Annotated in this window: 26 protein-coding genes; 11 read left to right on the forward strand and 15 right to left on the reverse strand. The window is 63.2% G+C overall.

Going from position 1 to position 26,842, the window contains the following annotated elements; translation table 11 throughout:
* The first annotated feature begins 5 nt into the window (after positions 1–5).
* The 11 genes from B843_RS01065 to B843_RS01115 all read left to right on the forward strand — a co-directional run bounded on the left by B843_RS01065 (position 6) and on the right by B843_RS01115 (position 13,670).
* Positions 6–4,913: a hypothetical protein gene (locus tag B843_RS01065; protein ID WP_025251678.1), complete on the forward strand. Its 4,908-nt coding sequence runs from the start codon at positions 6–8 to the stop codon at positions 4,911–4,913.
* A gap of 13 nt (positions 4,914–4,926) precedes the next feature.
* Positions 4,927–5,805, forward strand: coding sequence for a minor tail protein Gp27 (locus B843_RS01070; RefSeq protein ID WP_025251679.1), 879 nt, complete (start codon positions 4,927–4,929; stop codon positions 5,803–5,805).
* Complete coding sequence (locus B843_RS01075; protein WP_025251680.1) at positions 5,802–7,466, forward strand: Gp37-like protein; 1,665 nt, start codon at positions 5,802–5,804, stop codon at positions 7,464–7,466. The genes B843_RS01070 and B843_RS01075 overlap by 4 nt, the downstream gene beginning before the upstream one ends.
* A complete protein-coding gene (locus tag B843_RS01080; protein WP_025251681.1) occupies positions 7,467–7,886 on the forward strand; it encodes a phage gene 29 protein family protein in 420 nt (139 codons plus the stop codon).
* A 79-nt stretch (positions 7,887–7,965) separates the two neighbouring features.
* Positions 7,966–8,706 carry a hypothetical protein gene (locus tag B843_RS01085; protein WP_155895065.1) on the forward strand — a complete coding sequence of 247 codons (741 nt, stop codon included), beginning with the start codon at positions 7,966–7,968 and terminating at the stop codon, positions 8,704–8,706.
* A gap of 54 nt (positions 8,707–8,760) precedes the next feature.
* Entirely contained in the window at positions 8,761–10,341 is a 1,581-nt protein-coding gene (locus tag B843_RS01090; RefSeq protein WP_155895066.1) for a hypothetical protein, read from the forward strand.
* A gap of 106 nt (positions 10,342–10,447) precedes the next feature.
* The gene (locus tag B843_RS01095) at positions 10,448–11,065 is read left to right on the forward strand and encodes a hypothetical protein (protein WP_025251684.1); all 618 of its coding nucleotides are present in this window, start codon (positions 10,448–10,450) and stop codon (positions 11,063–11,065) included.
* 44 nt (positions 11,066–11,109) lie between these two features.
* Complete coding sequence (locus tag B843_RS01100; protein WP_025251685.1) at positions 11,110–12,495, forward strand: GH25 family lysozyme; 1,386 nt, start codon at positions 11,110–11,112, stop codon at positions 12,493–12,495.
* A complete protein-coding gene (locus B843_RS01105) occupies positions 12,495–12,863 on the forward strand; it encodes a hypothetical protein (protein WP_025251686.1) in 369 nt (122 codons plus the stop codon). Before B843_RS01100 ends, B843_RS01105 begins: the two co-directional genes overlap by 1 nt.
* A gap of 193 nt (positions 12,864–13,056) precedes the next feature.
* A complete protein-coding gene (locus B843_RS14075; protein WP_244877337.1) occupies positions 13,057–13,326 on the forward strand; it encodes a hypothetical protein in 270 nt (89 codons plus the stop codon).
* Complete coding sequence (locus tag B843_RS01115) at positions 13,323–13,670, forward strand: hypothetical protein (protein WP_025251688.1); 348 nt, start codon at positions 13,323–13,325, stop codon at positions 13,668–13,670. The genes B843_RS14075 and B843_RS01115 overlap by 4 nt, the downstream gene beginning before the upstream one ends.
* Positions 13,671–13,900: 230 nt before the next feature.
* Here B843_RS01115 and B843_RS01120 read toward each other — a convergent pair whose 3' ends face one another.
* From B843_RS01120 to B843_RS01190, 15 genes are all read right to left on the reverse strand, one after another.
* Complete coding sequence (locus B843_RS01120; protein WP_025251689.1) at positions 13,901–14,137, reverse strand: hypothetical protein; 237 nt, start codon at positions 14,135–14,137, stop codon at positions 13,901–13,903.
* 37 nt (positions 14,138–14,174) lie between these two features.
* Positions 14,175–15,440: an IS256 family transposase gene (locus B843_RS01125; protein ID WP_025251690.1), complete on the reverse strand. Its 1,266-nt coding sequence runs from the start codon at positions 15,438–15,440 to the stop codon at positions 14,175–14,177.
* A 358-nt stretch (positions 15,441–15,798) separates the two neighbouring features.
* Positions 15,799–17,259, reverse strand: a complete 1,461-nt coding sequence (locus B843_RS01130; protein WP_025251691.1) for a multicopper oxidase family protein — start codon at positions 17,257–17,259, stop codon at positions 15,799–15,801.
* A gap of 84 nt (positions 17,260–17,343) precedes the next feature.
* On the reverse strand, positions 17,344–18,216 hold the full coding sequence (locus B843_RS01135; protein WP_034648888.1) for an urease accessory protein UreD: 873 nt from the start codon (positions 18,214–18,216) through the stop codon (positions 17,344–17,346).
* A complete protein-coding gene (gene ureG, locus B843_RS01140; RefSeq protein WP_025251693.1) occupies positions 18,209–18,832 on the reverse strand; it encodes an urease accessory protein UreG in 624 nt (207 codons plus the stop codon). Before ureG ends, B843_RS01135 begins: the two co-directional genes overlap by 8 nt.
* Before the next feature lie 8 nt (positions 18,833–18,840).
* Positions 18,841–19,542, reverse strand: a complete 702-nt coding sequence (locus tag B843_RS01145; protein WP_025251694.1) for an urease accessory protein UreF — start codon at positions 19,540–19,542, stop codon at positions 18,841–18,843.
* Entirely contained in the window at positions 19,542–20,030 is a 489-nt protein-coding gene (gene ureE, locus B843_RS01150) for an urease accessory protein UreE (protein ID WP_025251695.1), read from the reverse strand. Before ureE ends, B843_RS01145 begins: the two co-directional genes overlap by 1 nt.
* 13 nt (positions 20,031–20,043) lie before the next feature.
* The gene (ureC, locus tag B843_RS01155; protein ID WP_025251696.1) at positions 20,044–21,753 is read right to left on the reverse strand and encodes an urease subunit alpha; all 1,710 of its coding nucleotides are present in this window, start codon (positions 21,751–21,753) and stop codon (positions 20,044–20,046) included.
* Positions 21,753–22,067 (reverse strand): urease subunit beta, encoded by a 315-nt coding sequence (locus B843_RS01160; RefSeq protein ID WP_025251697.1) that lies wholly within the window; start codon positions 22,065–22,067, stop codon positions 21,753–21,755. The genes ureC and B843_RS01160 overlap by 1 nt, the downstream gene beginning before the upstream one ends.
* Before the next feature lie 29 nt (positions 22,068–22,096).
* The gene (locus B843_RS01165; protein WP_025251698.1) at positions 22,097–22,399 is read right to left on the reverse strand and encodes an urease subunit gamma; all 303 of its coding nucleotides are present in this window, start codon (positions 22,397–22,399) and stop codon (positions 22,097–22,099) included.
* Positions 22,400–22,484: 85 nt separating this feature from the next.
* A complete protein-coding gene (locus B843_RS01170; RefSeq protein ID WP_025251699.1) occupies positions 22,485–22,883 on the reverse strand; it encodes a hypothetical protein in 399 nt (132 codons plus the stop codon).
* Positions 22,880–23,671 (reverse strand): HAD family hydrolase, encoded by a 792-nt coding sequence (locus tag B843_RS01175; protein ID WP_025251700.1) that lies wholly within the window; start codon positions 23,669–23,671, stop codon positions 22,880–22,882. Before B843_RS01175 ends, B843_RS01170 begins: the two co-directional genes overlap by 4 nt.
* Positions 23,672–23,799: 128 nt before the next feature.
* Positions 23,800–24,702, reverse strand: coding sequence for a PTS system mannose/fructose/sorbose family transporter subunit IID (locus B843_RS01180; protein ID WP_025251701.1), 903 nt, complete (start codon positions 24,700–24,702; stop codon positions 23,800–23,802).
* Positions 24,703–24,716: 14 nt separating this feature from the next.
* Positions 24,717–25,517, reverse strand: a complete 801-nt coding sequence (locus B843_RS01185; RefSeq protein ID WP_025251702.1) for a PTS mannose/fructose/sorbose transporter subunit IIC — start codon at positions 25,515–25,517, stop codon at positions 24,717–24,719.
* Entirely contained in the window at positions 25,514–26,503 is a 990-nt protein-coding gene (locus tag B843_RS01190; protein WP_025251703.1) for a mannose/fructose/sorbose PTS transporter subunit IIA, read from the reverse strand. Before B843_RS01190 ends, B843_RS01185 begins: the two co-directional genes overlap by 4 nt.
* Between the last annotated feature and the right edge of the window lie 339 nt (positions 26,504–26,842).

Here is a 26,842-nt window from a genome sequence, read left to right on the forward strand (position 1 = left end):
TGTCCATGGCTGAGTACTCGGCAGGCACCGCGAAGATTGAGATCCGCCCGAATCTCAAGGACTTCGGCAAGCGCGCCAAGGCGGAGCTTGAGCAGATCAAGATCACCTATGGCGTCGATATTGAGCCAGAGCTGGAGCGTTTCCGCGCTGAGCTTGACGCCGAGCTCGCTAACCTCGAGTCCGCGCAGATCGAGGTCGATGCGGACACCACGCAGGCGCGCGCCGAGCTCGCCGCGGTCGGCAGGGATCAGCGCGCTACGATCGAGGTCGACGCTGACACAGCAGCAGCTCAAGCGAAGATCGACGCGGTAGACAATGACCGCACTCTCACCTTGGAGGCTGACGCGGATACTGCGGCCGCGCAGGCGCAGCTATCGGCCGCCGCGCGCGACCGCACGGTTGAGCTTGAGGCGAAGGTCGACACGGGGTCGCTGGCGTCGGCATCGAGCGAGATCGCAGCAGTGGGTACAACCGCCCAGGCCGCATCTGGCTCCGTCGGTATGCTCGGCGCCCAGGCCGCGGGCATCGGCATCCTCGGCGTCGCTGCGATGGGAGCCGTCGGCCCCCTCGCCGCGCTCGCCTCCACGGCCGTAACCGCCTCAGGCGCGCTGCTCGTCCTCCCCTCGGCTGCAGCCGCGGCCACCGCAGGAATCGCAGCCCTCGGGATCGGACTCTCTGGAATAACGAAGGCCTTCTCTTCCATGGGGCAAAGCGCCGGCGGTGCCGGAGCCGACACCTCCAAGGCCATGAAGGCCGCGCAGCGAGGGGTCGAAGACGCGCAGCGAGGCATCGTTCAAGCGCAGCGCCGCGTCGAAGACGCAGAACGCGCCGTCGCAGACGCCCAAAAGGCATCGCAGAAAGCCCAAGACGACCTCAACCGAGCGCGCCGGGATGCGGTTGATGACCTTCGTGACATGAATCAGCAGCTGCGGGATGCGGCGATGGATGAGGAGGAGGCGACGCTTGCGGTTGCTCGCGCGCGCCAGAATCTCATTGACACTCAGCAAGATCCGAAGTCCTCGGCGTTGGATCAGGCTGAGGCGGATCTTGCTTACCGGAAGGCCGTGAAGAACCTTGAGGACACCCGCGAGAAGAACAATGAGCTCGCGCGGGATGTTGATGCGGCGAATCGTGCAGGCGTTGAGGGGTCGGACAAGGTCGTTTCTGCGAAGGAGAAAGTCGAGCAGGCTACACGCCGTGAGGAGGACGCGCAGCGCTCACTCGCGGATGCGAATGAGAGCGTCGCCCTCGCCCAGGAGCGGCTTGCTGATGCGATGGATAATCTCGCTTCGGCAGGAGCAGGAGCTGCGGGCGGTGTCGATGCCTTCGCCGAGGCGATGGCGAATCTCTCCCCGAATGCGCAGGAGTTCGTTCTTGCGATGCAGGCGCTGGGCCCAGCCTGGGAGGATCTGCGCTTTGCCGTTCAGGACAACCTTTTTGAGGGGCTCGGCCAGTCGGTTACGGACTTGGCGAACGTGCAGCTGCCGGTGCTGCAGTCGGGGCTGTCGGGGATCGCGTCTGAGATCAACGGTGGGTTCCGGGACTCTCTGTCGGCATTGGGGTCGCAGGCCTCGGTGGTCGACATGGGGTCGATGCTGGAGAACTCGCGGCTGGGGTTCGCTGGTCTGAATCAGGCGGCCGCTCCGGTGACGCAGGCACTGATGGATATCGGCGCCGCGGGGTCGGAGTATCTCCCGCAGCTTGGCCAATATCTGGGAGATGCGGGCGAGCGCTTCGGAAACTTCTTGTCGCAGTCCACGCAGAACGGCCAGTTCGACCAGTGGGTATCCAACGGGATCTCCGCAATGCAGACTCTGGGGGATATGGCTTCGTCCGCGGGCGGAATCATCTCTGGCGTCTTTGGGGCTGCTGCTGCCTCGGGTCAGAGCTCGATCGGGCCGATGGCCCAGGTGCTGAGCATGATGGATCAGTTCGTCAACTCGGCCCAGGGGCAGGAGGCGCTGCAGGGGTTCTTCTCGTCGATGTCCTCGGCGTTGTCTGCACTGATGCCGATCTTGTCGACGGCACTGCAGTCGATTGGGTCGACGATTCTGCCTGCGATCTCCGAGTTCATTCAGGCAGCGGCGCCTGGCACTGAGGCGCTGATTCAGGGGCTTGCTGATGGTCTTTCAGCTCTAGCCCCTGCCATGGCTCCACTCGGGGAGGCCATCGGCGCAGTATTCGGCGCGATCGCGCCGCTGCTTGAGCCGATCGGTGCACTGCTCACGGCGGTCATCACACCCGCAGCGCAGGGTATCTCTAGTCTGGCTGGCGCCCTCGCGCCGGTCATCTCGATGCTTGCTGCTCAGCTGATGCCGGTCATCGCGCAGCTTGCACCGGTCTTGTCTCAGACGGTTGGAATCCTAACCAATGGACTGGTGCAGGTGATCTCTGCGATTACGCCGTTCCTGCCGATGATCGTCCAGGCGATCGGGCAGGTGTTGCAGGCGATCATTCCACTGCTGCCTCTGCTCGCGCAGCTAGTAGTCAACATCATCACTCCGCTTCTGCCCGCGGTGGTCGCGTTGATTCCAGCGATCATTTCTGTGGTGCAGGTGTTCGCGCAGATCGTCGTCGCGGTGATGCCGGTCATCACGGTGCTCGGGCAGTTGATCGGAATCGTTGCTCAAGTGCTGGCCACGGTGATCGGATTCGTGGCCACGGTGATCGGGCAGTTCCTGTCGCTGGTAGCGGGGATTATCGCCGCGGTCGGGAATATCGTCTCCGGCGTCGTCGGCGGGTTCAACGGCCTCATCGGCACCGTGGTCAGCGCGGTGCTGAATTTCGTCTCTGACGTGATCAACCGCTTCAACGAGCTTTGGTCGGGCGCATCGCAGGCTTTCAGCAGCGGCATCGACACTGTGCTGCGGATTACCTCGGAGATCCAGTCGAAGATCCTTAAGGTCTTTGACGGGGCGGGCGACTGGCTCAAGGACATCGGCCGCTCGATCATGTCCGGTCTTCACCAGGGCATGAAGGACAAGTGGGAGGACGTCAAGAACTTCTTCTCCAATGCCATCGGCTCGATCCGGAACCCGTTCTCGAAGCACGCAGAAGGCTCATACACCGCGAATGCGATGGGGTCGATCAAGCGCTTCGCTGGCGGCGGAGAAAACCACGAGCCGCAGTTTGCACCCGCGGGGTCGTGGCGAGTATTCGGTGAGGATGAGACAGGCGGAGAGCTGTACATTCCGCTGGCTGACGACTACCGGCGTAGTCGCGCCGAGGCTCTTCTCGTCGCTGGCGCGCACCACTTCGGCCTTGAGGTTATTGACCCTGCGACTGGGCAGCTTTTCAGCTCTCGGTACCAGGGCGACCTCGGGCCGCAGTCGGCTTCCTTCTTCGCAGAGGGCGGCGTGACGATCAAGGATCTGGACGACTTCGCCAGCGGCGTCGACGGCCAGCCTTACGCGCTCGGCGGCCCTTACTGGGGCGACTGCTCACAGACTGTCTCGATCGTCACCAGGTACGGAAAATTCGGCGAGAAGCTGATGCAGCGCGCTTTCTCGACGGTCAACGAGGGCCAAGTGCTGATCAATGAGTGGGATTTCTACCCAGGACTTGGCGACCCCGGCGACCTGCAGGTCGGCTGGTGGGATCAAGGCGGTGGAGTCAACGGGCATACGGCCATGACGCTGCCGTCGGGCACCAACGTCGAGATGGGCGGGTCGCCGTCGCAGGGCCACTTCGGTGGCTCCGGTGTGGGTGCTGCAGACTCGCAGTTCACCGTCCACGCGCACCTGCCGCGGTCGTTCTTCGAGCCGATCACTATCCCGGATATGGGAGACCTTGGGGACTTCCCGACGGATCTCAGCCCGGAGACGCAGGCATCTGCGCAGTCGCTGCAAACCTATCGAGCATCCCAAGCTTCCGACCCGAACGCCTACGTCAATACCGCGGGTTCGAATTCTCCGAAGACGATTTCGGAGTTCGCCGGATCCGTGGCCAAGGACTTCGCAGAGGGCCAGACTAAGGACTTCCTCGGGGTCATTGGAATCTCTGACGACATCCCACTCGTCAAGGCGTACACCACGTGGATGGAGGCGCAGAGCAAGGTCGGATCCGGATCGTCGCGCGCGTCCGCGGTCAATGACATTCAGACCGTCAAGTCTGGTGCGGCCGCCGCGATCGCCGCAGATCCGACGATTCCCACGACCACGGTCACTGGAGCGGACGTCGTGGGCTTCAACGACGGATTCGACGACATTCCCGCTCCGCAGGTGCAGGGAAACATCGGCCAGGTGTGGGATCCGTCCGGCGGCGCAGAGCAGTGGCGCGGCCTGGCCACGGAGGCGCTGAACCGCCATGGTTACTCGTCTGCCGCCGAGATCGACGCCACCGTCCAGCAGATCGACATCGAGTCCTCGGGTAATCCGAACGCCCAGAACGACTGGGACGTCAACGCAGCAAACGGCGACCCATCGGGTGGCCTGCTGCAGGTGATACAGGGGACGTACGACTGGATGCGCCAGCTGTACCCGGAGGCCTTCGACGGCACCCCATGGGACAAGATGGATCCGCTCTCCAACCTCATCGCGGGCGTCGCCTGGGCGCGCCACCAGTACGGTGGCCCGCTCAACGTCTGGCCGACCCGCGCCGGGTACTGGGCTGGCGGATCGGTTGTTGGCCCAGGCGGCCCAACCGAGGACATCATTCCTGCGCTCCTGTCGAACGGGGAGTTTGTTGTTCGTGAGGCCGCGGCTCGTTATGCGCGGCCGCTGCTGGAGCGCATCAACGCCGATCCGGGTTTTGCCCGCAGCATGGCCAGCTCGGCCGCTGCGCCGCTGCCGGATATGCAGCCGTCGAAGTCGGTCGAGGTTCACTACCACATCGAGACCAACAGCCTTGATGAGGGCATGCGCCGCGCTGAGCTGCACTCGCGCCAGCAGGTGATCGCCATGTCCGGCGCATAGGAGAGAAAGGAGCATGATGAGAGTATCCAGCGCGGGCGAGCCAGCCCGCATCGAGATCATCGGAGTCACCGGAGAGAGGTTCGTCGTCTCCGGCCAGGGGATGGGAGAGCAAGGCGTTGAGCTCTCGAAGTCCCCGGAGGGCATCCATGATGAGGCTCCGATCAAGACGATCTGGCAGCAGTCGGCCTTCCAGGAAGGCGCGACGTACATCGACTACACGATCGAGCCTCTCGACCTGGTGCTCGCCTTCGACATCGTTGGCGACGAGGACAACTGGGAAGACATCGAAGCCCGCTTCTATGCGTGCTTCGACCCGGAAAGACCGGCGACGATCGTCATTTCGACGCAGACGGAATCCCGCAGCCTCAAGGTCACGAAGCTCGAGCAGTCCAAGACCACAGCCGAGCGGGATCCCCGCATCCTCGGATGGTCGAAGATCACCTTCACCCTCCGCGCAGCGTGGCCATTCTGGGAGGGAAAGACGATCGTCAAGAACGTAGCCATCGATACTGCTGGCCTCGCCTACGTGGAGATCTCCAACCCCACCGACCGCCCGCTGTGGCCGCAATGGGCTCTCACCGCCCCCGGACGGTGGACGCTTCCGGACTTCTCCTTCGCCGACGACCAGAATGCCACCCGCACCGTCACTACCCCGACGCTCGCGGAAGGCCAAGACCTGACGATTGATACCTACCCGCTGCGCGAAAGCTACGTCGCCGCGGACGGGTCAAATATCGCCGGCCGCTTCGGAGGGATCGAATTCCAATTCCCCATCCCTCCACACACCCCAACAACGCGCCTACCGATCAAGCTCGAAGCAGGCGCCGCGCAATCAGGGGCACAGCTACGTCTGACGCAATTCTGGCAACGCCCATGGGGAGGTAGACGATGACCACACCAACGATCGACAACTCGGTCTTCGTGAGACTCGACGAGATCTGGGAAAACGGCCAGGAGACCCGGGACGCACGCAACCGCGCGCGCCGGGCTAAGCCGCGGATCAGGCTGTGGGATGGGGACTGGAAGTTCGTCGGCACGATCCACGGAGCAATCGAGGGAAAATTCCAGTGGAAGCTCAACGACACCGGCGAGGGAACGATCAAGATTCCTACGGGGATCTGGATCTCGACGTGGATCCGGGACGCTCCGAAGCGGAAGGCCCGGAATATTCACGTCACGATGGACAAGGATGGCGCTCGCTGGGGCGGACGACTTAAGCGAAGTGAACTCGTCAAGGACTCGGACGGCAAGACCTATATGCTGCTGACGTTCCTGCATGATTTCGAGGAGCTCAAGCATATCTATTGCTGGCCTAACCCGTTCCTCCCCGCGGCCGTCCAATTTCCGCGTTCGTTCGTTCTTGCAGGCCCGACCGCTTGGGTGCTCAAGATGATGCTGCACGTGAATCTTTTGCGGCTCAACGGGAATCTCTGGGCGCTGCCGGATGATCCTCTCGATCTCAAGCAGTGGGGCGCGGCCTTCGACCAAAGCCAATGGCCGATTGTCGTCGCCCCTGGCGCTCTCATCGGGGACTCATCGCCCTGGACTGTCGTGTCCTCGAGGATGAAGCTCTGGTCAGACGTCGCCGCACCTGGGCTTGCAGATGCGCAGCTGAGCGTGGAATGCCGTCGATGGCTAGAAGGCGATCCTCCGCCGTGGGAGGGCGCGAACCTGCGCTCTGGGACGCTAGTCGTCGACATCGTCGATAAGTCCGGCTGGTGGTCGCCAGAGGGAACATCTCGCTGGGGGTCGGTGTGGACGGGACTTGTCCGCAGCGTTCAGTCGGTGGTCGGCGAGGTCGACGTGCGCGAGACTGTGATTGACGAGCCCGTGGAGGTTCCGGAGTATCGGGACAAAGACTGGCTGGGGACTAACCCACATGCTCCCTACGTGATTTACCGCGAGGGGCATTTGACGGGTGTGAAGTCCTCGGACTTCTCGTGGGATCCGGCGACAAGCGTCCAAGAGATAGCAGGTGGACATTCGATGCCTGGCGTCAACGAGGGAATCTCGGCAGCCGTGCAGCTAGCAGGAAACTACCTTGGCACGATGGTCATGGTGCCAGGAGCAGGCGAGATCGCAGACACCTTCCTGTCCCCGATCTACTCGGACACGATCCTCGCGTGGATGACGATCAAGTCTCTACAGAGAGCGGAAGCCGCGGGCTGGTCGCGGTATCAGGAGCATTTCGCCCAGGGCGCCGACCGCGGTTACACGCTCTCTGCGTTGGTTGCCTTGCGCCAGGGGTTCTGGGAGACACGCGAGAGGTTCTCCCACAAGCTAGAGATCAACGACGGCGCACCCTGGTTTATCGGCGATAAGGGGCACGGGCACTTCTTCATCGGAGACCGCATCGGCGGGGCGATCAAGAACCTGCCATCGGGTGAGATCGTGGTCGAGCAGGTGACAGACCTCACCTACGCCTTCGATCGATCTTCCCGCGGGTGGTCAGCAACCTGCGGAGACCCGACGAGCCAGCATTCCCCATTAGAAATCATCCTGTCGGAGGTCAAGGGGCTTTCGGCAGTCATTCACGATTTAGGACTGGTCTAAATGACAGGAATCCCACTGCAATCAAATACCAACCCAGCAGATCCAGAAGAGCATGCCCTGTGGGCGCTCGTGGGGCTTCCAGGCCCCGGGAGTCACGCGCCGCTCATCCTCCCCGGAGCGATCATGCGGCAGTGGTCGGCGCATCTTTTCAAGGCGGGCTTCCGACATCACCCGGAGCTCCAGGAGATCAAGTACGTACCGCCCTCCGGTGAGACCAACTGGATCTCCGGCAACGCCGGGCGGTGGGCGCCGATCGACGAAGTACTTCCGCCGGAGGTTACAGCGCCCGCGGTCGATCACCTTTCGCTCGATGAGAAGCGAATCCTGCTTGAGAAGCTGCGAGAAGAGATCGAACCTCCTGCGCTGCCTTACCCAGGCGACCTCGCGCGCGAGGGGACGTTAGGAGGCGAGGATGCCTGATTACTCACACGTCGGAGAGATCCCGAGCAGCGCGTACACGGCTGGATCTGGCGCGAACTCGGTGAAGGCTTTAGCCAGCATGACCGAGCAGGATGCGAAGGCGAAGATGCGGCTTGCCCCGGACTTGATCTACCGGGGCGCCCAGGGTTCGCTCATCACGAATGTCCTCGGCGGCATCGCGAACGCGATCACGATGGGACTCCAAGGAATTTTCACGGGGCTCACCTCTGGATTCAGCTCGATCGCTGGGTCTGTGAAGCCGATCGTCGATGGGCAGCTCAGCCTGGACAGTAGGATCGATCTGCTATCGCCGTTGCTGGACTATGGGGCGGTCACGATGCCAGATGGCCAGCCATTCACAGGAACGGGAAAACTGCCGTTCAGCGTGCAGATTGGGCCTATGCGCAATGTCGAGAAGTCCGGGACGGACGGCCTCAAGCTGCTCGACGCGGGGCTATGGGATATCCGACTGCATGCCCAAGCATCATGGGTGGCGGCGCAGTCCGCGCGCTGTGAGGTCGACCTCGTAGTCACTGCCCCGGATGGGTCGGAGTTCTCGCGGCAGTCCTCTATCGACGTGCGCGAAGCGACCGCGAATCTCGTCAATCCAATCAGCAACTCGGGTGAGCATGTGCACACGATCGTCTCGACCGTCGTGGTGCCCGCAGCTGGGTATACCGTCCATGCCCATGTGGTGGCTAACGCGCCGACGCGCCGCTTCTACGGCGGCCCTCGATGGTCACGCCTAGTCGCACAGCACATAAGCCGAGAGGTCAATGGAAACTGGGCAGATGGCTCCGGAACCTCCGATACAGCATAAGCAGCCCCCCTAGGGGGCAGAAAAAACCTAAGAAAAAAGGAGGATAGAGGATAAATGACAGTTAAACTTTCAATCGACATCACCAGCATCGGAATCGAATCCGCGCCGGGAGACGCAGTTGTGCTGTCATCCCCGGTTATCCGCGAATCTTTGTCCCGCCCTGGTGGATTGGTCTCTACAGCGCCGTTTGTCGCCGAGCTCACTGACGGAAAGACAACAGTCGAAGTGGAGCCAGGACCAGTGGTGGTGAGCTTTCGGTGTAGGAATATCAGGGACTCCACGTCGAAGGAGGTGAACATCCCTCAGGAGGACTGTAGCCTAGCCGACGTCCTAGCAGATCATTTCACTTATTCGCCGTCGGTGGAAAGTCGCATTACAAAAGCGATTACAGATTTTTGGTCTGGCCTGGCAGGAGTGAATGAGCTTGTTACTTCCGCAGCAAGCTCTGCACAAAAAGCAATTGGGTCAGAAGCGAATGTAGAGAAGCTTGCTAGTGAAGTGGACTCTGATGCGCAGTCTGCCCAAGAAGCGGGAGCTGCCGCGAATGAGGCAATGGAGACAGCACAGTCGGCGGCCAAGACGGCAGTAGAGAAAGCCGCTGCTGCAGGAATATCGCAGGAGGAGGCAGCCAAGTCTGCAAAGGAGGCATTGGATGCTGAGTCGAGGATCGGTCAAGCAGATAAGGACGCCACTGCGGCCGCTGAGCTGGCGACGGAAAAGGCCACTGAATCATCGAATTCCGCTGCGGCGGCAGATAAGTCGGCGCAGGATGCACGCGCTGCAGCTGATGATGCAACCTCAGGGGTCGCTGATGCAACCTCGACGGTGAAAGGAAAAATCCGGCTAGGCGGGGATCTCGGGGGGACAGCGTCTGAGCCCCGCGTGATTGGCCTTACTCAAAAGGCAGATCTGGTGGGTGGGTTGGTGCCCACTTCCCAGCTGCCTGCGGTTGCTCTGACTAAACCGCAGGTGGTGGGCGATCGCGCCGGGATGCTTGGGCTGACGGCCCAGGAAGGCGATGTTGCGATCATTACGTCCGGCGAGGACAAGGGTACGTACATGCTCGGCAGTGGTGAATCGTCGGCCTTCTCGTCGTGGGTGCTCCTTACTCCTCCGTCCGGCGCGGTATCCTCGGTTAACGGGCAGACCGGTATGGTCAACCTGGCCGCGGCTGATGTGGGGGCTGCACCCACATCTCACACGCATACGTCGGCGCAGATCAGTGACGCGGTGTCTACAGCTACGGCCAGCATGGTGATCAGACGCGATAGTGCAGGGCGGGCGCAGGTCGCGGGCCCAGCGGCGTCGGCGGATATCGCGACGAAGGCGTATGTGGATACCGGATTGTCTGGGAAGGCGGCCGCGTCTCACACGCATACGTCGGCGCAGATCAGTGACGCGGTGTCTACAGCTACGGCCAGCATGGTGATCAGACGCGATAGTGCAGGGCGGGCGCAGGTCGCGGGCCCAGCGGCGTCGGCGGATATCGCGACGAAGGCGTATGTGGATACCGGATTGTCTGGGAAGGCGGCCGCGTCTCACACGCATACGTCGGCGCAGATCACTGATATTCACATCGTGTCAGCGCTTCCAGCTTCGCCTACTGCTGGCCATGTCTACATCGTGACGGGGTAGCAGCATGGGATTAAGCATTGGGTCGACCCCAGCCTCGGGGCTGTATGTGGGGGCTGCGCCCGCGCAGGGCATGTATGTTGGATCGCAGCTGGTGTACCCACCTCAGATGACCGGCTACACGGATTTCAGCTACGGGCAGACCGGCACTGTTGATTTGGCTTCGGTATCGGGCGGTGAGTGGACGCAAAGCAACGATAGCGTCGGTATCAAGGTCACCAAAGACGGGGTGATCACCACCTCGACAACGATGACTGACCGTACGTATCTGCCGCTTGCTCAGTGGGCGCAGCCGATGAATAAGTACGAAATCGAGGTCGCCGGGTATCTAGCAGAGGCCCTTACCGGCGAAGCGATTTGTCTGTTCGCAGGTAAGCCTCTGACCGCGGCGAACTTTATCGCGCTATCCATGTCATCTACGGCAGTGAAGCTCATGGTCTGCAATCAGCGGTTCACCCAAGTGTCCGCCATCGACATAACCTCATCGGTTTCCCCACAGCCCGGGGCGTGGGTGCAGCTGCGGCGGTCGCGAATCGCCGGGTCAAGCAACATCCAGGCTGAGGTGCTCGTAGATGGGGTCTCGAAGGTCTCAACGCAATTGTCCGGGCTACCGGCGCCTGGCCTAGCTGATCAAAACGTCGGTGGCGTGTGCTTGGCTTTCCGGAGTGCGAACTGGTTTGTCTACTACGCAGCAAAGCTCGATGCGTTCAAAATCGAAACATTCTAAGCCTCACCACACGGTGGGGCTTCAATCATGAAAGGAGGCGTTTCATGACCAGCATGCCTATCGAATCAGACATGTTTGTCACCAGCCCATACGGCCCGCGCGCCGGAGGTGTCCACCAGGGAACCGACTTCGGGGCTACGGGTGGATCAGCGAACCGTGCGGTCTACGCCATCCGTGCTGGCACGGTCATTCACGCTGGTGCCGCGAGCGGATACGGTGGCCCTGACCCCGCGGGCTGGATCGTTATCGACCACCCAGCAGAGGTCGGCGGTGGCACAAGCGAGTACGGGCATATCATCCGCGAGGTCAGCGTTGGCGACCGTGTGGAAGAGGGGCAGCGGATCGGGAGGATCAACCCGGACTGGGCCACGAATGGGGGCGTAGCCCCGCATGTGCATGTGTCGTGGATGCCGCGGGAATATGACCCGTCAGCTAAGCGTGATCCGATGACCGTGCTAGATGGAGCGAGCTACCCAGATCAGAAACGAAAGGACCCAACGCCTATGACCGAACCTATCTTCGGTATTGATGTAGCCAGCTACCAGGCTGGAATCGATATGGCACAAGTCGCAGCAGAAGGATTTGCCTTCGCAGTTGTGAAGCAAACCCAAGGGTCGTGGTACCTGAATCCAGCCCGCAATCAGCAGCTCGATGGCGCTATCGCCGCGGGCCTGGAGGTGGTCCAGTATCACTTCATGGAGGCTGGTGATGCCCAGGCGCAGATCGCGTACATCAAGGCACATCATCGCCCGGGTATCCCCATTGCGCTCGACTGGGAGAAGTACAAGGCAGACACGGGGATGGAGATCGCCCCGTGGGAGACCGTCCGCGCCGTCCGTGATGGGCTTGCTGGATTTGCTCCTTCGGTTGGCTTGTACCTCAACCCCGAGGATCACCGTGCACATGCGGGCGGAGCTGATCTTTCTGATTGGGATTGGGTGTGGAAAGCCGCCTACCCATACGACCGCCGCGGGTACGCGAGCGTACTCTACGACCTCGCTCCTGACTGGGGGTGGGGCGCGGTCGGCAATCACACCCCGGAGATTTGGCAGTTCACGTCGACGGCGACGGTCGCTGGACTATCTGAGGTCGATGCGAACGCTTTCCGCGGGACACGCGAGCAGCTACATCAGCTTCTTTACAAGGCAGCCACTCTAGAGGAGGGATTCACTATGGCTGATATCCAGGAAATCAAGGACTACATCGACCTTCGGCTCACCGGCCCGGTGGGATCGGATGTCAAGGACATTCGTCAGCAGCTCACGGGTGGCCGTGACGCTGGCGAGTACCCGGGCTGGCCGCAGCTCGGTCAGGATGCCCAAGGGCGCGACCTCACGCTGGTCGATGCCGTGGCAGCACTCCGCGTCCAGATGACGGAGGTCGCGCGCGAGCAGCAGGAAATCAAGATGCTTTTGAAGGGAACCAAGTAATGAGTAATCACGCAAAGCCCACGGTACAGCCGTGGATGATCCGCAAGACCGCATACCTCATCATCGGCGCAGTCTGCATCATCCTCGGATACTTCGGATTCATTGACGAGCAGCAGGTCAACGCCGTAACCGCATCCCCGGTCCTCGGCACGCTCGTTGCGTGGGTAGCAGCGGCTTTCACCCACGAGGGCTCGGACTCTAAGGCCACAGATGCTGATGTGGCAAAAGCACGCGATGGGTCAGCGGTAGACGTAGAAAAGCTCGCGACGGAGGTCGCTGGAAAGCTCTTGCCGTCGCTACCGATTCCGTTGCCTGTAAGCTCGTCGCTCCCCGTCTATTCCGGCCCGACCAGCCAGCCGCAAGGGTAGAAGCATGCCTATCGAGAGGCTTCCACCACGCCTCATCCCATTCGCGCGACGCCTCCGGGCCTGGGCGATGACCGATTCATTCGCGATCCTCATTCTCGGAATCGGGATCATTTTCCGTGGAGTCTCGTATCTTCCCGGAGTGCTGGGATCCCCTCCGCCGCCTGGCTCGCACCCGGCAGAGTCGTCACTTCCCATGCCAGTCTGGGGAGTCATCTGGCTGGTGGTCGGCGTCATCTGTATCATCTCCTCGATCACCCGCTCGACGATTGTCGACGTCATCGCCCTGTGCTCTGGCGTCATGCTCAATGCGGGATGGGGGATGAGCTTCGTCTTTGCTTCGCTTGAGGGGGTGAGTCATCGCAGCTGGGTCAGTTCAGTCGGCTATTTCTCGGTGGTCATCCTTGTCGTGTGGGCTGTATGGAGGGGCAAGCGCGGTGATATCCCGAAGGAGGATCGTGAATGAATTTCGATTTCTCACAGTTCGGGGAGTCATTGACGGCGCTAATTGTTGCACTGACGGGGCTGCTCGCAGGATCCGCGAAGTTGCGCTCTGATAAGCAGGCTGCGCAGGGTGACCGTTTTAAGCAGCTCGAGGAGAAGGTCGACAAGATCGGAGCAAAGCTCGATGCGGAGCGTGCTGCGCGTCGGCGTTCTGAGGATCGTGCTCATCGATTGAGCTTGGGCTTGGCGTCGGCGCTTTCTCGGCTTGAGGATATCTATGACTGGATTCGCACCGGGATGCGTCCGCCTCCCCCTGACACTCATGACCTATCCGATCTGCGGAAGCTGATTGAGTCGGACAGTTAGGTTTTGCCCCCACTGGCTTAGTGCTGGTGGGGGCTTTTTCTTGTTCTTGGTGGTGTTAGGTGGTTACTCGAAAATAGGTGGTCTCCTGGTCGAAGACAGCTGCAGCGAGTTTGGCTAGCTGGCTTGCACTTGGCTCCGCGGGGAGCATCATCACTAGCATCTCGCGCAACGTCTTACGGTCGCCGATCAAGTCCTTTTTCGTGGTGTTCTTTAATTTCCTGGTGACAGGGTTAAAACGGGGCTTCGTCGGGGTTAGTCGGGGTAGGTAAATACGGTTGCACATCACCTCCGGTGGCGTAGACGGTCCTGTTGTGCCAGCCGGCTTCTGGGTCGAGGAAATCCTGCGGCCAAGACACGGGGTTCCCGTCGGGGCCGAACCATCCGGTGTCCTCACCCTGCTCGATCCACGCCAGGTCCTGGCCCAGGCCCCGCCCGAACGGGTGGAAACGTCCGTCGGTATGCTCCATGGTCCTTTGCTCTTCCTTGTCGTGGTGTGGTGGTTGCCTAGGCAGTCAGTGGCAGCATCGTTGATGATGCGTTGATCGGTGGTTGGAGCATGCTCGCCAGCTTCGTCATCGATGACTCCGACAGGTAGCGGCGTTCCCCGTACTGCCATTCCTCATGCTGTTCTTGCAATACCGCCCCAATCAGCCGGGTGACGCTGGCGTTGTCGGGAAAGACCTGGACGACATCGGCACGGCGTTTGATTTCCCGGTTGAGCCGCTCGATCGGGTTATTCGACCAGATCTTTTGCCAGTGCTCCCGGGGAAAAGACGCGAACGCTGTCAGGTCTGCTTCGGCCTCGTCTAACATCGCGGTGATCTCCGGGTATGAGGTGGTGAGACTGTCGGCGACCAGCCGGTGCTGGCCCATGGTGGATGCTGTATCGGTTTGGGCGAAGATCGCGCCGATCAAGGCGTTGACGGGTTTGGAGTTGCGTGAGCCGAGTTTCTGGGTGACGTTGCGGGCAAAATGCACCCGGCAGCGTTGCCAACTCGCCCCCGGCAGGATCGCTTTGACGGCGGCTTTGAGTCCACTGTGGGCATCACTGACCACCAGGGCAACTCCAAGGGGGTTCGATGGGCCAGATACCGCCAGTCCACGGGCACGCAGGCTACGGAGGAACTCGGTCCAGAAGTCGGCGGTTTCCGCGTCCCCGAGTGCCATGCCGAGGATTTCACGGCGGCCCTGGGCAGAGACCCCGGTGGCCACGACCAGGGCACGGGAGACAACACGACCGTGGTAGCGGACATCGAGGTAGGTCGCATCCAACCAGAGGTAGGGAAACCAGGTGTGATCCAGTGGCCGGTCGGTGAATTCTGCGACGACCTCGTCAAGGTCCTTGCAGATCCGGGACACGCTGGATCGGCTGATGCCGTGGTCATTGCCGAGGGCTTTGACGATCTCGTCGACTTTGCGGGTGGAGACCCCGTCGATCCAGGCCTGGCAGATCACCGCGTAGAGGGCTTTGTCGATGCGTTTACGGGGGTTGAGCAGGGAGGGGAAAAACGATCCTTTCCGCATCTTCGGGATCGCCAGGTCGAGTTCGCCGGCTGGGGTGGCCACCGTTTTAGGACGGGTGCCGTTGCGGGTGGTGGTGCGCTCCTGGTTGCGTTCGTAGCGGTCGGCACCGATGTGGGCGGCGTCTTCGGCGTTGATGGCGTCTTGCATTGCTGCTTCGAGCATGCGGCGCAGGATGTCACCGGCGGTGTCTGGATCACCCAGGACTTCCGTGATGAGTGTGGATAGGGCAGACTGGTGGTGAGTCATTGCAGGGTCGCTTTCTGGAATTTCTTGGAGGAAATTAAAGGATAGGCCTCACCCCGCAATGACTCCTCGTTTTTTTCGAGGTAGCCACGCGGGGGAAGTTTCACACCACGCTACGGGACGCAGCCCGGTCGCCTTGTAGGCACCAGTTATCCGTTTGGATTCGCATATTTAGGCAGACTGGATTGCCTGCGCTACGGTTCCATGAATACCGACGAACGCATCCCGAACACGAACACCATCAAGGCAGGTAGAGCACGATTATGTTCTGACTACGGATCAGAAGGTTGGGAGTTCGAATCTCTTCGGGCGCACGGTAAAAGGGCTCAGGAAACACACCGTTTCCTGAGCCCTTTCTCGTTTAGTACTGCAGCGAGGTCATCATGCCGGTGGACATGTGGTAGCCGTTGTGGCAGTGGAACGCCCACTCGCCGGGGTTGTTGGCGACGAGGTCGGCGTTGACGGACTCGCCGGGCAGGACCAGGATGGTGTCCTTGCGCAGGCCGCCGCTGTCGGGAAGCGACCACGTGTGCCCGTGCAGGTGCATGGGATGTGCCATCGCGGTGGCGTTGTGGATGGTCATCCGCAGGTTCTGGCCCTGAGCGGCGGTGACGGGACCTGATTCGCCGTCGACGGTGATGCCCCACTTATAGGGCATCATCTGCCCGGTGAGCTCGATGTCGGAGGTGCGGGAGATCGTGCCCACGTCGAGCAGGGAGCTTTCGGCGGGGCGCCGGTCGATAAGGAACGTGCCCGCCGTCGCGAGCTCGTCGAAGGTGGTTGTCGCGGACGGCGCCTCACCGGAGCCGGTGCGCACGACGGCGAAGGCGCGGTCGTCCTTGCCCGCGGCGATGGCCGCGAGGGGGAAGGCACCGTCGTCAAGGGTGACGATCGCATCGGCGCGCTCACCCATGGCGAGGTAGAAGGAGCTGACCTCGGTCGGCTCGACCGCGTAGCCGTCGGTGTGGGTGAGCGTAAGGGTGTGGCCTCCGAGGGCGATCTTGAAGATCGTGTCCGCGGCGGCGTTGATGAACCGCAGCTTGGCCTTCTGCCCGGGCTTGGCCGTAAAGGTCCGGCAGGCGCTCGGGATGCGCTGGTTGAGCAGGTAATAGGGGTAAGGCACATCGCCGGTGTCGCCGCCGAGCATGTAGTCGCCGCTGCCATGCGACATCATCATGCCGGAGCCCATGGCGGACATGGATGACATGGAGCCCATGCTCTGCAGCATCTTCAGCTCGGCCTCGGGGGTCTGGCCGTCCACGCCGTCCATCCAGTCGTCGAGCAGGATCGTCCACTCCACGTCGTAGTCGCCGGGGTCGTTGGGGTCGCGGACGATGAGCGGCGCGTGCAGCCCCTTGTCCAGCTGGATGCCGCTGTGGGAGTGGTAGAAGTAGGTTCCCGGCTGATTGACCTGGAACTCGTAGGTGAACGAGGACCCCGGCTCGATCGGGTCCTGGGTCATGCCCGGCACGCCGTCCATGTCGTTGGGCACGGCGAGCCCGTGCCAATGCACCGAGGTGGACTCCGGCAGGTTGTTGGTTACCTCCACCCGCAGGGTGTCGCCGGCGGTGATGTCGATCGCGGGGGAGCCGCCCTCCAGGGAATATCCCCAGGTCTTCGCCTCGATGCCGCCGATATCCAGGGAGATGGGCTCGGCGGAAAGCTGCTTCGCCGCCTTGGCGTCGGAAAGCGAACTCGTTGTAGGGGTGCTGCGCGAGCTGACGGGCGTGGTATCGGGCCTGCCGCAGGCGGCGAGCGCGGCCGAACCGCCCAGCGCGAGGCCTCCGAGGAGGAACTGCCGACGCGAGAGGGGCAATGCCATGGCTGGAATCCTTAGCGATCTATATACGGGTAGGGGGTATCTTCCCCCAGTTGTACCACCGCGGGAGAGCTACGCTCAACCAGCCTAGTATTTTCGCAAGTTTATATTTGGCCGTTCGAAAAACCGCGTGCGCGCGGTGTTCGCGATCGCCCGGTGCAGCGCGTCGATCTCCCCGGTGCCGCGCCCCAGCGAGCGCACGACGAGGCACCGCGGGGCGGGCCCGCCGTCGGCGCAGGTGAACTCCGCACCGGTGAGCGTCACTCCCACCTCGGCGGGGCACTTCTCCGCCAGCGCGAGGACCTCGTCCATGAAGGCCTCGTCGAGGCGCCGGTCGATGATGAGCAGCTGCCCGCAGTGGCTGTGGCCTTCGAGCACGCCGATGCCGGTCACGGACTCGGGCGGGCAGATGCGCAAGAAATCCACCAGCAGGGGCCGCCGCTCGCCCGACTCGTCGCACACCCACACCGAGCTGCGCAGGCGGATCTCCTCGTATTCGAAGGGCTCGCTCGTCGGCGACCAGCCGGGCGTGATCACCTCGCCCACAAGGAGGTGGGCGGTGGGGGAAAGCTCGAAGTCCCCCAGCTGCTCGTAGCACCCGTCGCGGTACACGATGAGCTGGTCGGGCAGGTATTCCATGACCCCGCGGTCGGCCACGCGCACGGACATCGTCTGGCATGCTGGCAGCCCGGTGGTGCGGTAGACCTTGGTCGCAGACTGGGTCGTCAGGAGGAGCTCGGCGCCCTCCTCGACCTCGACGGAAAGGTCGTAGACGTCGCCGCTGACGTAGCCGCCGCCGGGGTTGAGGATGAACACGGTGACCTGGCCCGAGTCCTCCAGATACAGCGGGCGCATCGTCGACAGCGCGCCGCGGTGGAACTGCGAGCGCGGCGTCGACCTTCCCGCCTCCACGCCGACGCGGAGGCGCAGCTCCCCGCGGGTGGTGAATTCCCTACGCAAGGTCGGAAAGGAGCACATCGCGGCGAAGCCACCCGAGCACTGCGTCGAGGCCCTCGTCGGTCTTGAGGTTGGTAAACGCGAAGGCGCGGTCCTTGCGGAAGACCTTGGAGTCGGCCTCCATGACCGACAGATCCGCGCCAACGTACGGCGCGAGGTCGGTCTTGTTGATGACGAAGAGGTCGGACTTGATCATGCCCTGGCCGGCCTTGCGCGGGATCTTCTCACCCTGGGCCACGTCGATGACGTAGATGGAGACGTCGACCAGCTCGGGGCTGAACGTGGCGGACAGGTTGTCGCCGCCGGACTCGACGAAGATCATGTCTAGGTCAGGGAAAGACCGCTTGAGCTGGGCGATCGCGTCCTCGTTCATGGAGGTGTCCTCGCGGATGGCGGTGTGCGGGCAGCCACCGGTCTCGATGCCGACGATGCGCTCGACCGGCAGCACGGAATTGCGCGCAAGGATCTTCGCGTCCTCGATGGTGTAGATGTCGTTGGTGATGGCGGCCATCGAAAACTCGCCGTCGAGGGCGCGGGTGATGCGCTCGATGAGCTGGGTCTTTCCCGCCCCGACGGGCCCTCCGATGCCGATGATGACTGGTTCTTTCGCGTTGGTCATGGGTTCTCCTAACTCATAAATAGCCTGGCCCGCTGCTGGGCGTGCTGCATCTGGGCGATTTCGAGGCCGGGCACCGCAGCGCCCAGGTCGTCGATGCCGCGCCCTCGCGAGGCCTCGGTGGCGTCGGCGATCCAGGCCTGCGCCCGCCGCTGGATCCGTTGCCCGGCGTCCTGCCCGAGGGGGATGGCGCGCACCGCGTTCTGCGTCAGCGCGATCGCCGTCGCGTACAGGTGGTACGACACCGCCGCGTCGGAATCCAGCCCCAGCTCGCGCGCGGTGATTCCCCAGACGATCGCGGGGTGGCTTTTCAGGCATTGCTTGTCGACGCCTTGCCGGTAGCGCACGAGCCACGAGGCGCCCTCGGGCTCGGGGGCGTAGTTGCTGGCGGCGATGGTGAGCAGGCGCTTGCCCATGGCCGCGTTCGCCTTCTTGGCCTCCGCCGGGATGGTCAGCGCGTCGAGCAGGCGGTCGAGCTGGCGCACCTCATCAAAGGACTCCGCCGCCCACGCGAGCCGGACGGTCACCGCGTCGGTGAAGGCGAGCTGGTGGCGGACGAAGGACTCCAGCCACGCCGCAAAGGTGTCGGGGGAGTCGATGGCGCCGCGCTCCATGTAGGTCTCGAACCCCATCGAGTGCGCGAAGGCGCCGGTGGGTGCGGCGGAGTCGAGCAGTTGCATGGCCGCCAGGTGCGGCAGCGGTGGGGCGGGCATCAGTGCGTGTGCTCCACGTGGCGGAAGGGCTCGGGCGTGACCTTCGACTCGCGCGAGTAGGCGACGCCGTGGTGGGCGAGGAAGTCCTCCACCGTGTGGTCGTACTGCACGACCATGCAGTCGGCGCCTTCGGGGTCGAAGCCGGAGTCGGCGGCGTAGAACTGCGCGGGCAGGTGCCGGTTGCCGAGGCTGTGGGCCACGAACCCCATCTCCTTCAGCGTCGTCGGGCGGATGATGAGCACGTCGGTCGGGTTGACGCGCACGACGATGGCGTTGTGATCGTCGAGGTAGAGGATGTCGCCATCTGCTAGGGGCGCCGCGCCCGCGGGAAGGCGCACGCCGACCTCGGTGCCGTGGTCGGTCGTCGCGCGCAGGATGCGCTTGCGCAGCTCGTGGTCGTCGAGGAGCAGCCGCTCGATGTGGTGGTCGGCGAGCAGCTTCTCGCCTGCGGGGGTGGACTCGTTTCCGAGGACGTCGGTGAAAATCATGGGGTCTTTCCTGCTAGAAGAGGTGGTAAAGGCGTCCGAGCGGCACGGTCTGCGCGGGCTCGCAGGAGATGGCCTCGCCGTCCACCTTCACCTCGTAGGTCTGGGGATCGACGTCGATGGTGGGTAGGGCGTCGTTGAGCACCATGTCCTTCTTGCCCAGGGACCGGATCCCGTGGCAGGCGGCGACCTTTTTCTTCAGCCCCAGCTCGTCGGCGAGCCCCGCGTCGGCCGCGGCCTGGCTGAGGAAGGTGATGGAGGTCTGCGACACCGCGCTGCCGAGCGCGCCCCACGAGGCGCGGTAGGTCTGCGGCTGCGGAGTGGGGATGGAGGCGTTGGGGTCGCCCATCGCGACCGAGACCGCGAAGCCTCCCTTGAACACGACCTCGGGGCGCACGGCGAAGAAGCGTGGGTCCCACAAGACGAGGTCGGCGAACTTGCCCACCTCGACGGAGCCCACGACGTCGGAGATGCCGTGGGCGATCGCCGGGTTGATGGTGTACTTGGCCACGTAGCGCTTGGCGCGGAAGTTGTCGCCGAAGATGTCCTCGTCCTCCGGCAGGGTGCCGCGCTGCTTCTTCATGGAATCGGCGACCTGCCAGGTGCGCAGGATGACCTCGCCGACGCGCCCCATGGCCTGGGAGTCGGAGGAGGTGATAGAGAAGACGCCCATGTCGTGGAGGACGTCCTCGGCGGCGATGGTCTCCGGGCGGATGCGGGAGTCGGCGAAGGCCACGTCCTCGGGGATCGAGGGGTTGAGGTGGTGGCAGACCATCAGCATGTCGAGGTGCTCCTCGGCGGTGTTGACGGTGAACGGCAGGGTCGGGTTCGTCGAGGCCGGGAGGATGTTCGGCTCGCCGGCGAGCCGGATGATGTCCGGGGCGTGCCCACCGCCGGCGCCCTCGGTGTGGAAGGTGTGGATGACGCGCCCGGCGATCGCGGCCCGGGTGTCCTCCAGGAAGCCCGCCTCGTTGAGGGTGTCGGTGTGGATGGCGACCTGGACGTCGTACTCGTCGGCGACCTTCAGAGCGGTGTCGATCGTGTTGGGCGTGGCGCCCCAGTCCTCGTGGATCTTCAGCCCGATGGCGCCCGCGGTGATCTGCTCGGCCATGAGCGCGACATCGTTGCCGTGGCCCTTGCCCAGGAACCCGAAGTTCATCGGGAAGTTCTCCACCGAGCGCAGCATCATGTGCAGGTTCCAGGCGCCCGGGGTGATCGTGGTCGCCTTGGTCGACTCGGACGGGCCGGTCCCACCGCCGATCATCGTCGTGATGCCGGAGACCAGCGCGGTGTGGACCTGGTCGGGGGAGATGAAGTGGATGTGGGTGTCGATGCCGCCCGCGGTGAGGATCTTGCCCTCGCCCGCGAAGACGTCGGTGGCCACGCCGATGGGGATGGTCACCCCGTCCATGATGTCGGGGTTGCCCGCCTTGCCGATGGCGGAGATCTTGCCGTCGGTGATGGCCACGTCGGCCTTGATGATGCCGCTCGCGTCGAGGATGACCACGTTCGTGATCACCACGTCGGGGACGTTATCGCGCAGGTGCCCGTTTTGACCCATGCCGTCGCGGATCACCTTGCCGCCGCCGAAGACGGCCTCCTCGCCGGGGGTGGTGAGGTCTTTCTCGACGGTGATGAACAGCTCGGTGTCGCCGAGCCGGACCGAGTCGCCCGCAGTGGGGCCGTAGAGGGAGGCGTACTCCTCGCGGGAAAGTTCAAAGGACATTAGTTCGCTCCTAGGGGGCCGTTCGTCAGGCCGCGGAAGCCGTGGACCTGGCGTGCGCCGGCGTAATTGATGAGGCTGACCGTCTTGTGGTCGCCGGGCTCGAAGCGGACGGCGGTGCCGGCGGGGATGTCGAGGCGCTTGCCGAAGGCCGCGTCGCGATCAAAGTCGAGCGCGGGGTTCGCCTCCGCGAAGTGGTAGTGGGAGCCGACCTGAACCGGGCGGTCGCCGGTGTTGGTGACCGTCAGCTCGGTGCGCTCGCGCCCCTTGTTGCATAGGATCGGCGAGGAGCCGAGGTGGAGTTCTCCGGGAATCATGGGATGTCCACAAGCCTTTCTTGTCGCTCTTAGCGGATGGGGGTGTGGACGGTGACGAGCTTCGTCCCGTCGGGGAAGGTGGCCTCCACCTGCACCTGGGAGACGAGCTCGGGCACGCCGTCGAGGACGTCCTCGCGGCCTAGGATGGTGGTCCCGAAGTCCATGAGCTCGGGAACGGTCTTGCCGTCGCGGGCGCCCTCGAGCAGCTCGTAGGAGATGATCGCCACGGCCTCGGGGTAGTTGAGTTTGAGCCCGCGGGCCTGGCGCCTCCGCGCAAGGTCGTTGGCCACGACAAGCATGAGTTTTTCTTGTTCGCGCGGTAGTAGATGCATCGCCCGTCCCTCAGGATTATTTCTATTGGTCAATCGTTATTGTAGACCATGAGGGCGGAAGCGGTACGCGTCGATAAGCGAAATGCTAATGATTCTGGGCGCGCGCCCAGTCCAACAGCTGGGAAATCTCCTGCTTGGCAAGGGGCGTGAGCGCGCGATTGTCCCTCAGCATCTGCTGCGCGCGCAGCTCGATGAACTGCAGGTACTCCGGGTTCTTGTCCTTAGGGTAGAGGTTCTTGGAGGCGCGCATCTGGTTCATGTCGGTCATGACCTGGCGGAGGATCATGTGGCGGCCCCACATGAGGATGATCGCGCAGATGAGAACCACGATCGAGGCGATGGGGGTCCAGAAGTAGACGGCTCCGGCCAGCACCATGAGCGCGGTGACGGCGACGCCCACGGAGTAGACGTAGTCGTTGCGCTCCTTGGAGATGGTCTCGCGGCCGACGGCGACGAAGGAGTCCTTGAAGCTGGGGGTGCTCATTGCGCGAGAACCTTTCGGATGAATTCGGCGGCGGTGGGCGTGACCTGCTCGGTCAGCTCCTGGACCTCGGCAGGCGAATAGGGGAAGGACACGCTGTGGTCGGCCCAGTTGTGCATGTCCATGTCGTTCCACGAGTCGCCGAGCGAGTAAGTCTCGAAGTGGATGTGCTGCGAGTGATCGAGGCGGGGGACCAGCCACTCCAGCCCGGTGGCCTTGGTGCAGTTCGGCGGCACGATGTCGAGGAAGTTCTGGTTCCTGTGGCAGTCGAGGATCTCGCCGTACTCGCTCAGGATCTGCTGGTGGAGGGCGTCGATGGCCTCGTCGGTGTCGTCGAGCCACAGCGGGATGCCCACGAAGGTGTGCTCGGGGATCTCCGCGATGGTCAGGGGAGCGAAGGTCTGGAGGATGCTCGTGCTCTTCGACGCGTTGATGGTGCTGGAGATGCGCACGTCCGGAGTATCCAGCGTGGTGGCGAACACGGCGAGGTTGTCCATGCCCTGCAGCTTCGTGGCGATCTCGGTGACCACCTCGTTGGGCAGGGTGTGGCTGGTGAGCACCTCGTAGTCCTTGTTGGTGACCACCGCGCCCGTGTAGAGCACGTAGTAGTCGAACTCGAGGTCCGTGTTGCGCAGCGCGTGCTTGGTGGCCGCGATGGACTTGCCGGTGTTGCACACGGCGAGGTTGCCCGCGGCCTGCCACTCGTGGAGCGCGGCGATGCCGTCGGGATCGACTTGGCGCTCGAAGACGATGGTTCCGTCGAGGTCGACGCTGATGAGCTTGCCGGACATGCGCTTGATCCTTTGTTCGGTTGGTGCGGAAAGTCTGTTGCGGGCGCCGCCTCTTCGCGGGGGACGGCGCCTGCAGAGGGTGCGGGGCGCCCGGGACTGGTCCGGGCACGCGAGCACGATTTATGGGCCTATGGGGCCAAGATACCTGCCCAGTAGCCGAGGATGCCGATGACGAACATCCCGAAGATGATCCAGATGGCGTTGACCTTCTTGCGCAGCAGCCACATGCACAGGAACGTCAGAAGCAGCGCGGCCATGCCGGGTAGCAGGGTGTCCAGCATGTCCTGGACGGTGGTGACCACTTCCTTGCCGTCCTGGTCGGTGTAGGAGGACAGCACGGCGGGGAAGTTGATCGAGGTCCACTTGGACACGAGCGAGCCCATGACGAACAGGCCCATGATGGAGGCGATCTGCGTCAGGCGCTGCAAGGTGCTGCCGCCCACCTCCGAGACGATCTCCATGCCCTTCTCGTAGCCGAACTTGAAGCCGTACCAGCGGGTGAGGATGCGGATGATCGTCAGCCCGAAGAAGAAGATGATCGGGCCCAGGATATTGCCCTTGAGCGCGAGCGAGGCGCCGAGGGCGGCGAGCACCGGGCGGGCGGTGCCCCAGAACAGCGGGTCGCCGACGCCCGCGAGCGGAGCCATGAGGCCGACCTTGACGTTGGTGATGTCGGCGTCCGAGATGTCCTCGCCGGAGGCCTTCTGGCGCTCCATTGCGGCGGTGACGCCGAAGATGGACGATGAGATCCACGGGTGGGTGTTGTAGAACTCCAGGTGGCGGGCCAGCGCCGCGGCCTGGTCCTCCTTCTTGGAGTAGAACCGCCGGATGGCGGGCATGAGGGTGACGCACACGCCGATGGCCTGCATGCGCTCGAAGTTGAAGGAGCCGAGCATGAAGGTGGAGCGCAGGTAGGTGGCGAACATGTCGCGCCGGGTGAGGCCGGGGGCCTTTGCTGCCGGGGCCGCCGGGTTGGCTGGTGCCGCCGGGGCCGCAGCAGAGCGTGCGGACGAATCGTTGGGAGCAGTCATGATGTCACTTTCCTTCACTCGAGCTCGTTGTCGTAGTTGGGTCCCACCTTGGCGAGCGCCGCGGGGGCCTGGATGCTGTCGTGGAAGCGGGGGTTGAGCTGGACGTAGATGACGGCCAGGCAGGCGCCGATGATGCCGAGGCCGACCAGGTTGAAGTCGGAGACGAAGGTGGCCAGCACGAAGCCGAGGAAGAAGAACGGCATGAGGGCGCGGGCGTTCATCATGTTGATGACCATCGCGTAACCGACGACGACGATGAAGCCACCGGCGACCTGGAGGCCGGAGGAGACGACGTCCGGGATGGCGTTGAGCCAGGATTCGACCAGGTCGGTGCCGGCCGCTGCCGCGACTACGGCGGTCGGGATGGCCACGCGCAGGCCCTGGAGAAGCAGGGCGCTAAAGTGCATGACCTCGATGCCTCGGAAGTTGGCGTCCTTGGCGAATCTGTCCGCCTGATGCTGGAAGAACACGGCTATTGTTCTCACGAAGATCGTGAGCACCTGGCCCGCGGCGGCCAGCGGGATCGCGATGGCGGTACCGGTGTTGATCGGCTGGTGGCCGACGATGACCACCACGGCGGCGACGGTTGAGGCGAGCGCCGCGTCCGGGGCCATCGCCGCGCCGACGTTCATCCAGCCGAGCGCGATGAGCTCGAGGGTGCCGCCGAGGATGACGCCGGTCTTCCAGTCGCCGAGCGCGATGCCCATGAGGGTACAGGCCACGATCGGGCGGTGGAACTGGCGCTCATCGAGCACCGACGCCATGCCGGCGACGAGGGCGATGAGGACGACCAGGATGAGTTGGATGATGCTCATTTCACGAGTCCCTTCTCCTTGAGCTTGCTCATCATGTCGGTCCGGGAGCTGGTGGGGACCTGCTGCAGGGTCATCTTCACTCCCAGATCATGGATTGCTTTGTAGGCCTCGACGTGCTCCTCGTTGACGGAGACGGCCTCGGAGATAAGCGTCATCCCGGCCTTGTAGGTGACGCCGCCGACGTTGACCTCGTCGACCTTGACGCCCGCCTGCAGCAGCTTGAGGGCGTCCATCGGGCTTTCGACCACGATCATCGTGCGCATGTCCTTGTACTCCGGGTTGAAGTACACGCGGATCGTCTTATCCACGCTCAGCACGTTGGTGCGCGCCGAGGCCGGGCCGACCTGCAGGAGTAGGGTCTTGCGCAGGTGGTCGTGGGCGGCCTCGTCGCAGGCTGCGATGAGCGTCTGCGGGTGCACGTAGTTGACCCAGGAGCCCGCGACCTGGCCGTGGATGAGGCGTGAATCGATTCGGAGGAACGCCACGTTCATGGTGACCTCGGGGTCGCGAGGGAAGTTCGGATCGATCTCCGTTGCCTCCGGCTTCGCCGCGGGCGCCTCGGCGGCGGGTGCGGGGGCCGCCTTGGGCTTCGGCGCTTGGCCCTGCTTGAACGAACGTACGCTCGCGCTGCCAGCCTTCAGCGCTCGTTTTACTAGCTTGTCGACGCTGACGTTGGGGCGCTTCGATGCTTCGAAAACGTCGATGAGCATGGGGATGTTGACCCCCGAGACCACGTCGGCGTTGTCGCGCTCCGCGACGAATCGGGCGCCGGCGTTGTAAGGGCTTCCGCCAAAAAGATCCACGAGGATGAGCACTTCCTCGGCGTCGCCGACGGCCTTGTCGTAGGCCGCGAGCAGGTCGTCGGGGCCTTGGCCGGGGACGAACGTCACGGTGTGCACATTTTCCACCTCGCCGTGGATCATGATGGCGGAGTCGAGCAGCGCAGGGGCGGATGTGCCGTGCGCCGCGATAACTATCGAGACCATCTGTTCCTCCGAACTTGCGGTGAACTAACTTTCTTGGGTACCGCCTAAGGCATCCAAGCCGCGAAATTCGGAATATGTTTCGCAAACGATTGCTCGCCTCGGGCGTGAACCTGATGTTATGGGCGTGGATGGGCTCCCACAAGGGCGTGTGACTCAGGAGATTCACAGCGAAGTGGCAGGGCCCGCCCAGAATGAAACTGGCAGAAACTGCCGATACGCTGTGGGATTGCGAAAATTGCCAATCTTTCCCAACTGGCCAAATGCCCGCAAACGAGGGTGTTTTGCTATTTTTCAAAACCACATTTGTGGGTTTTTTATTCGGGCGCTCCCACCTTTATT

It is taken from the genome of Corynebacterium vitaeruminis DSM 20294 (genome assembly GCF_000550805.1).
Classification (GTDB): domain Bacteria; phylum Actinomycetota; class Actinomycetes; order Mycobacteriales; family Mycobacteriaceae; genus Corynebacterium; species Corynebacterium vitaeruminis.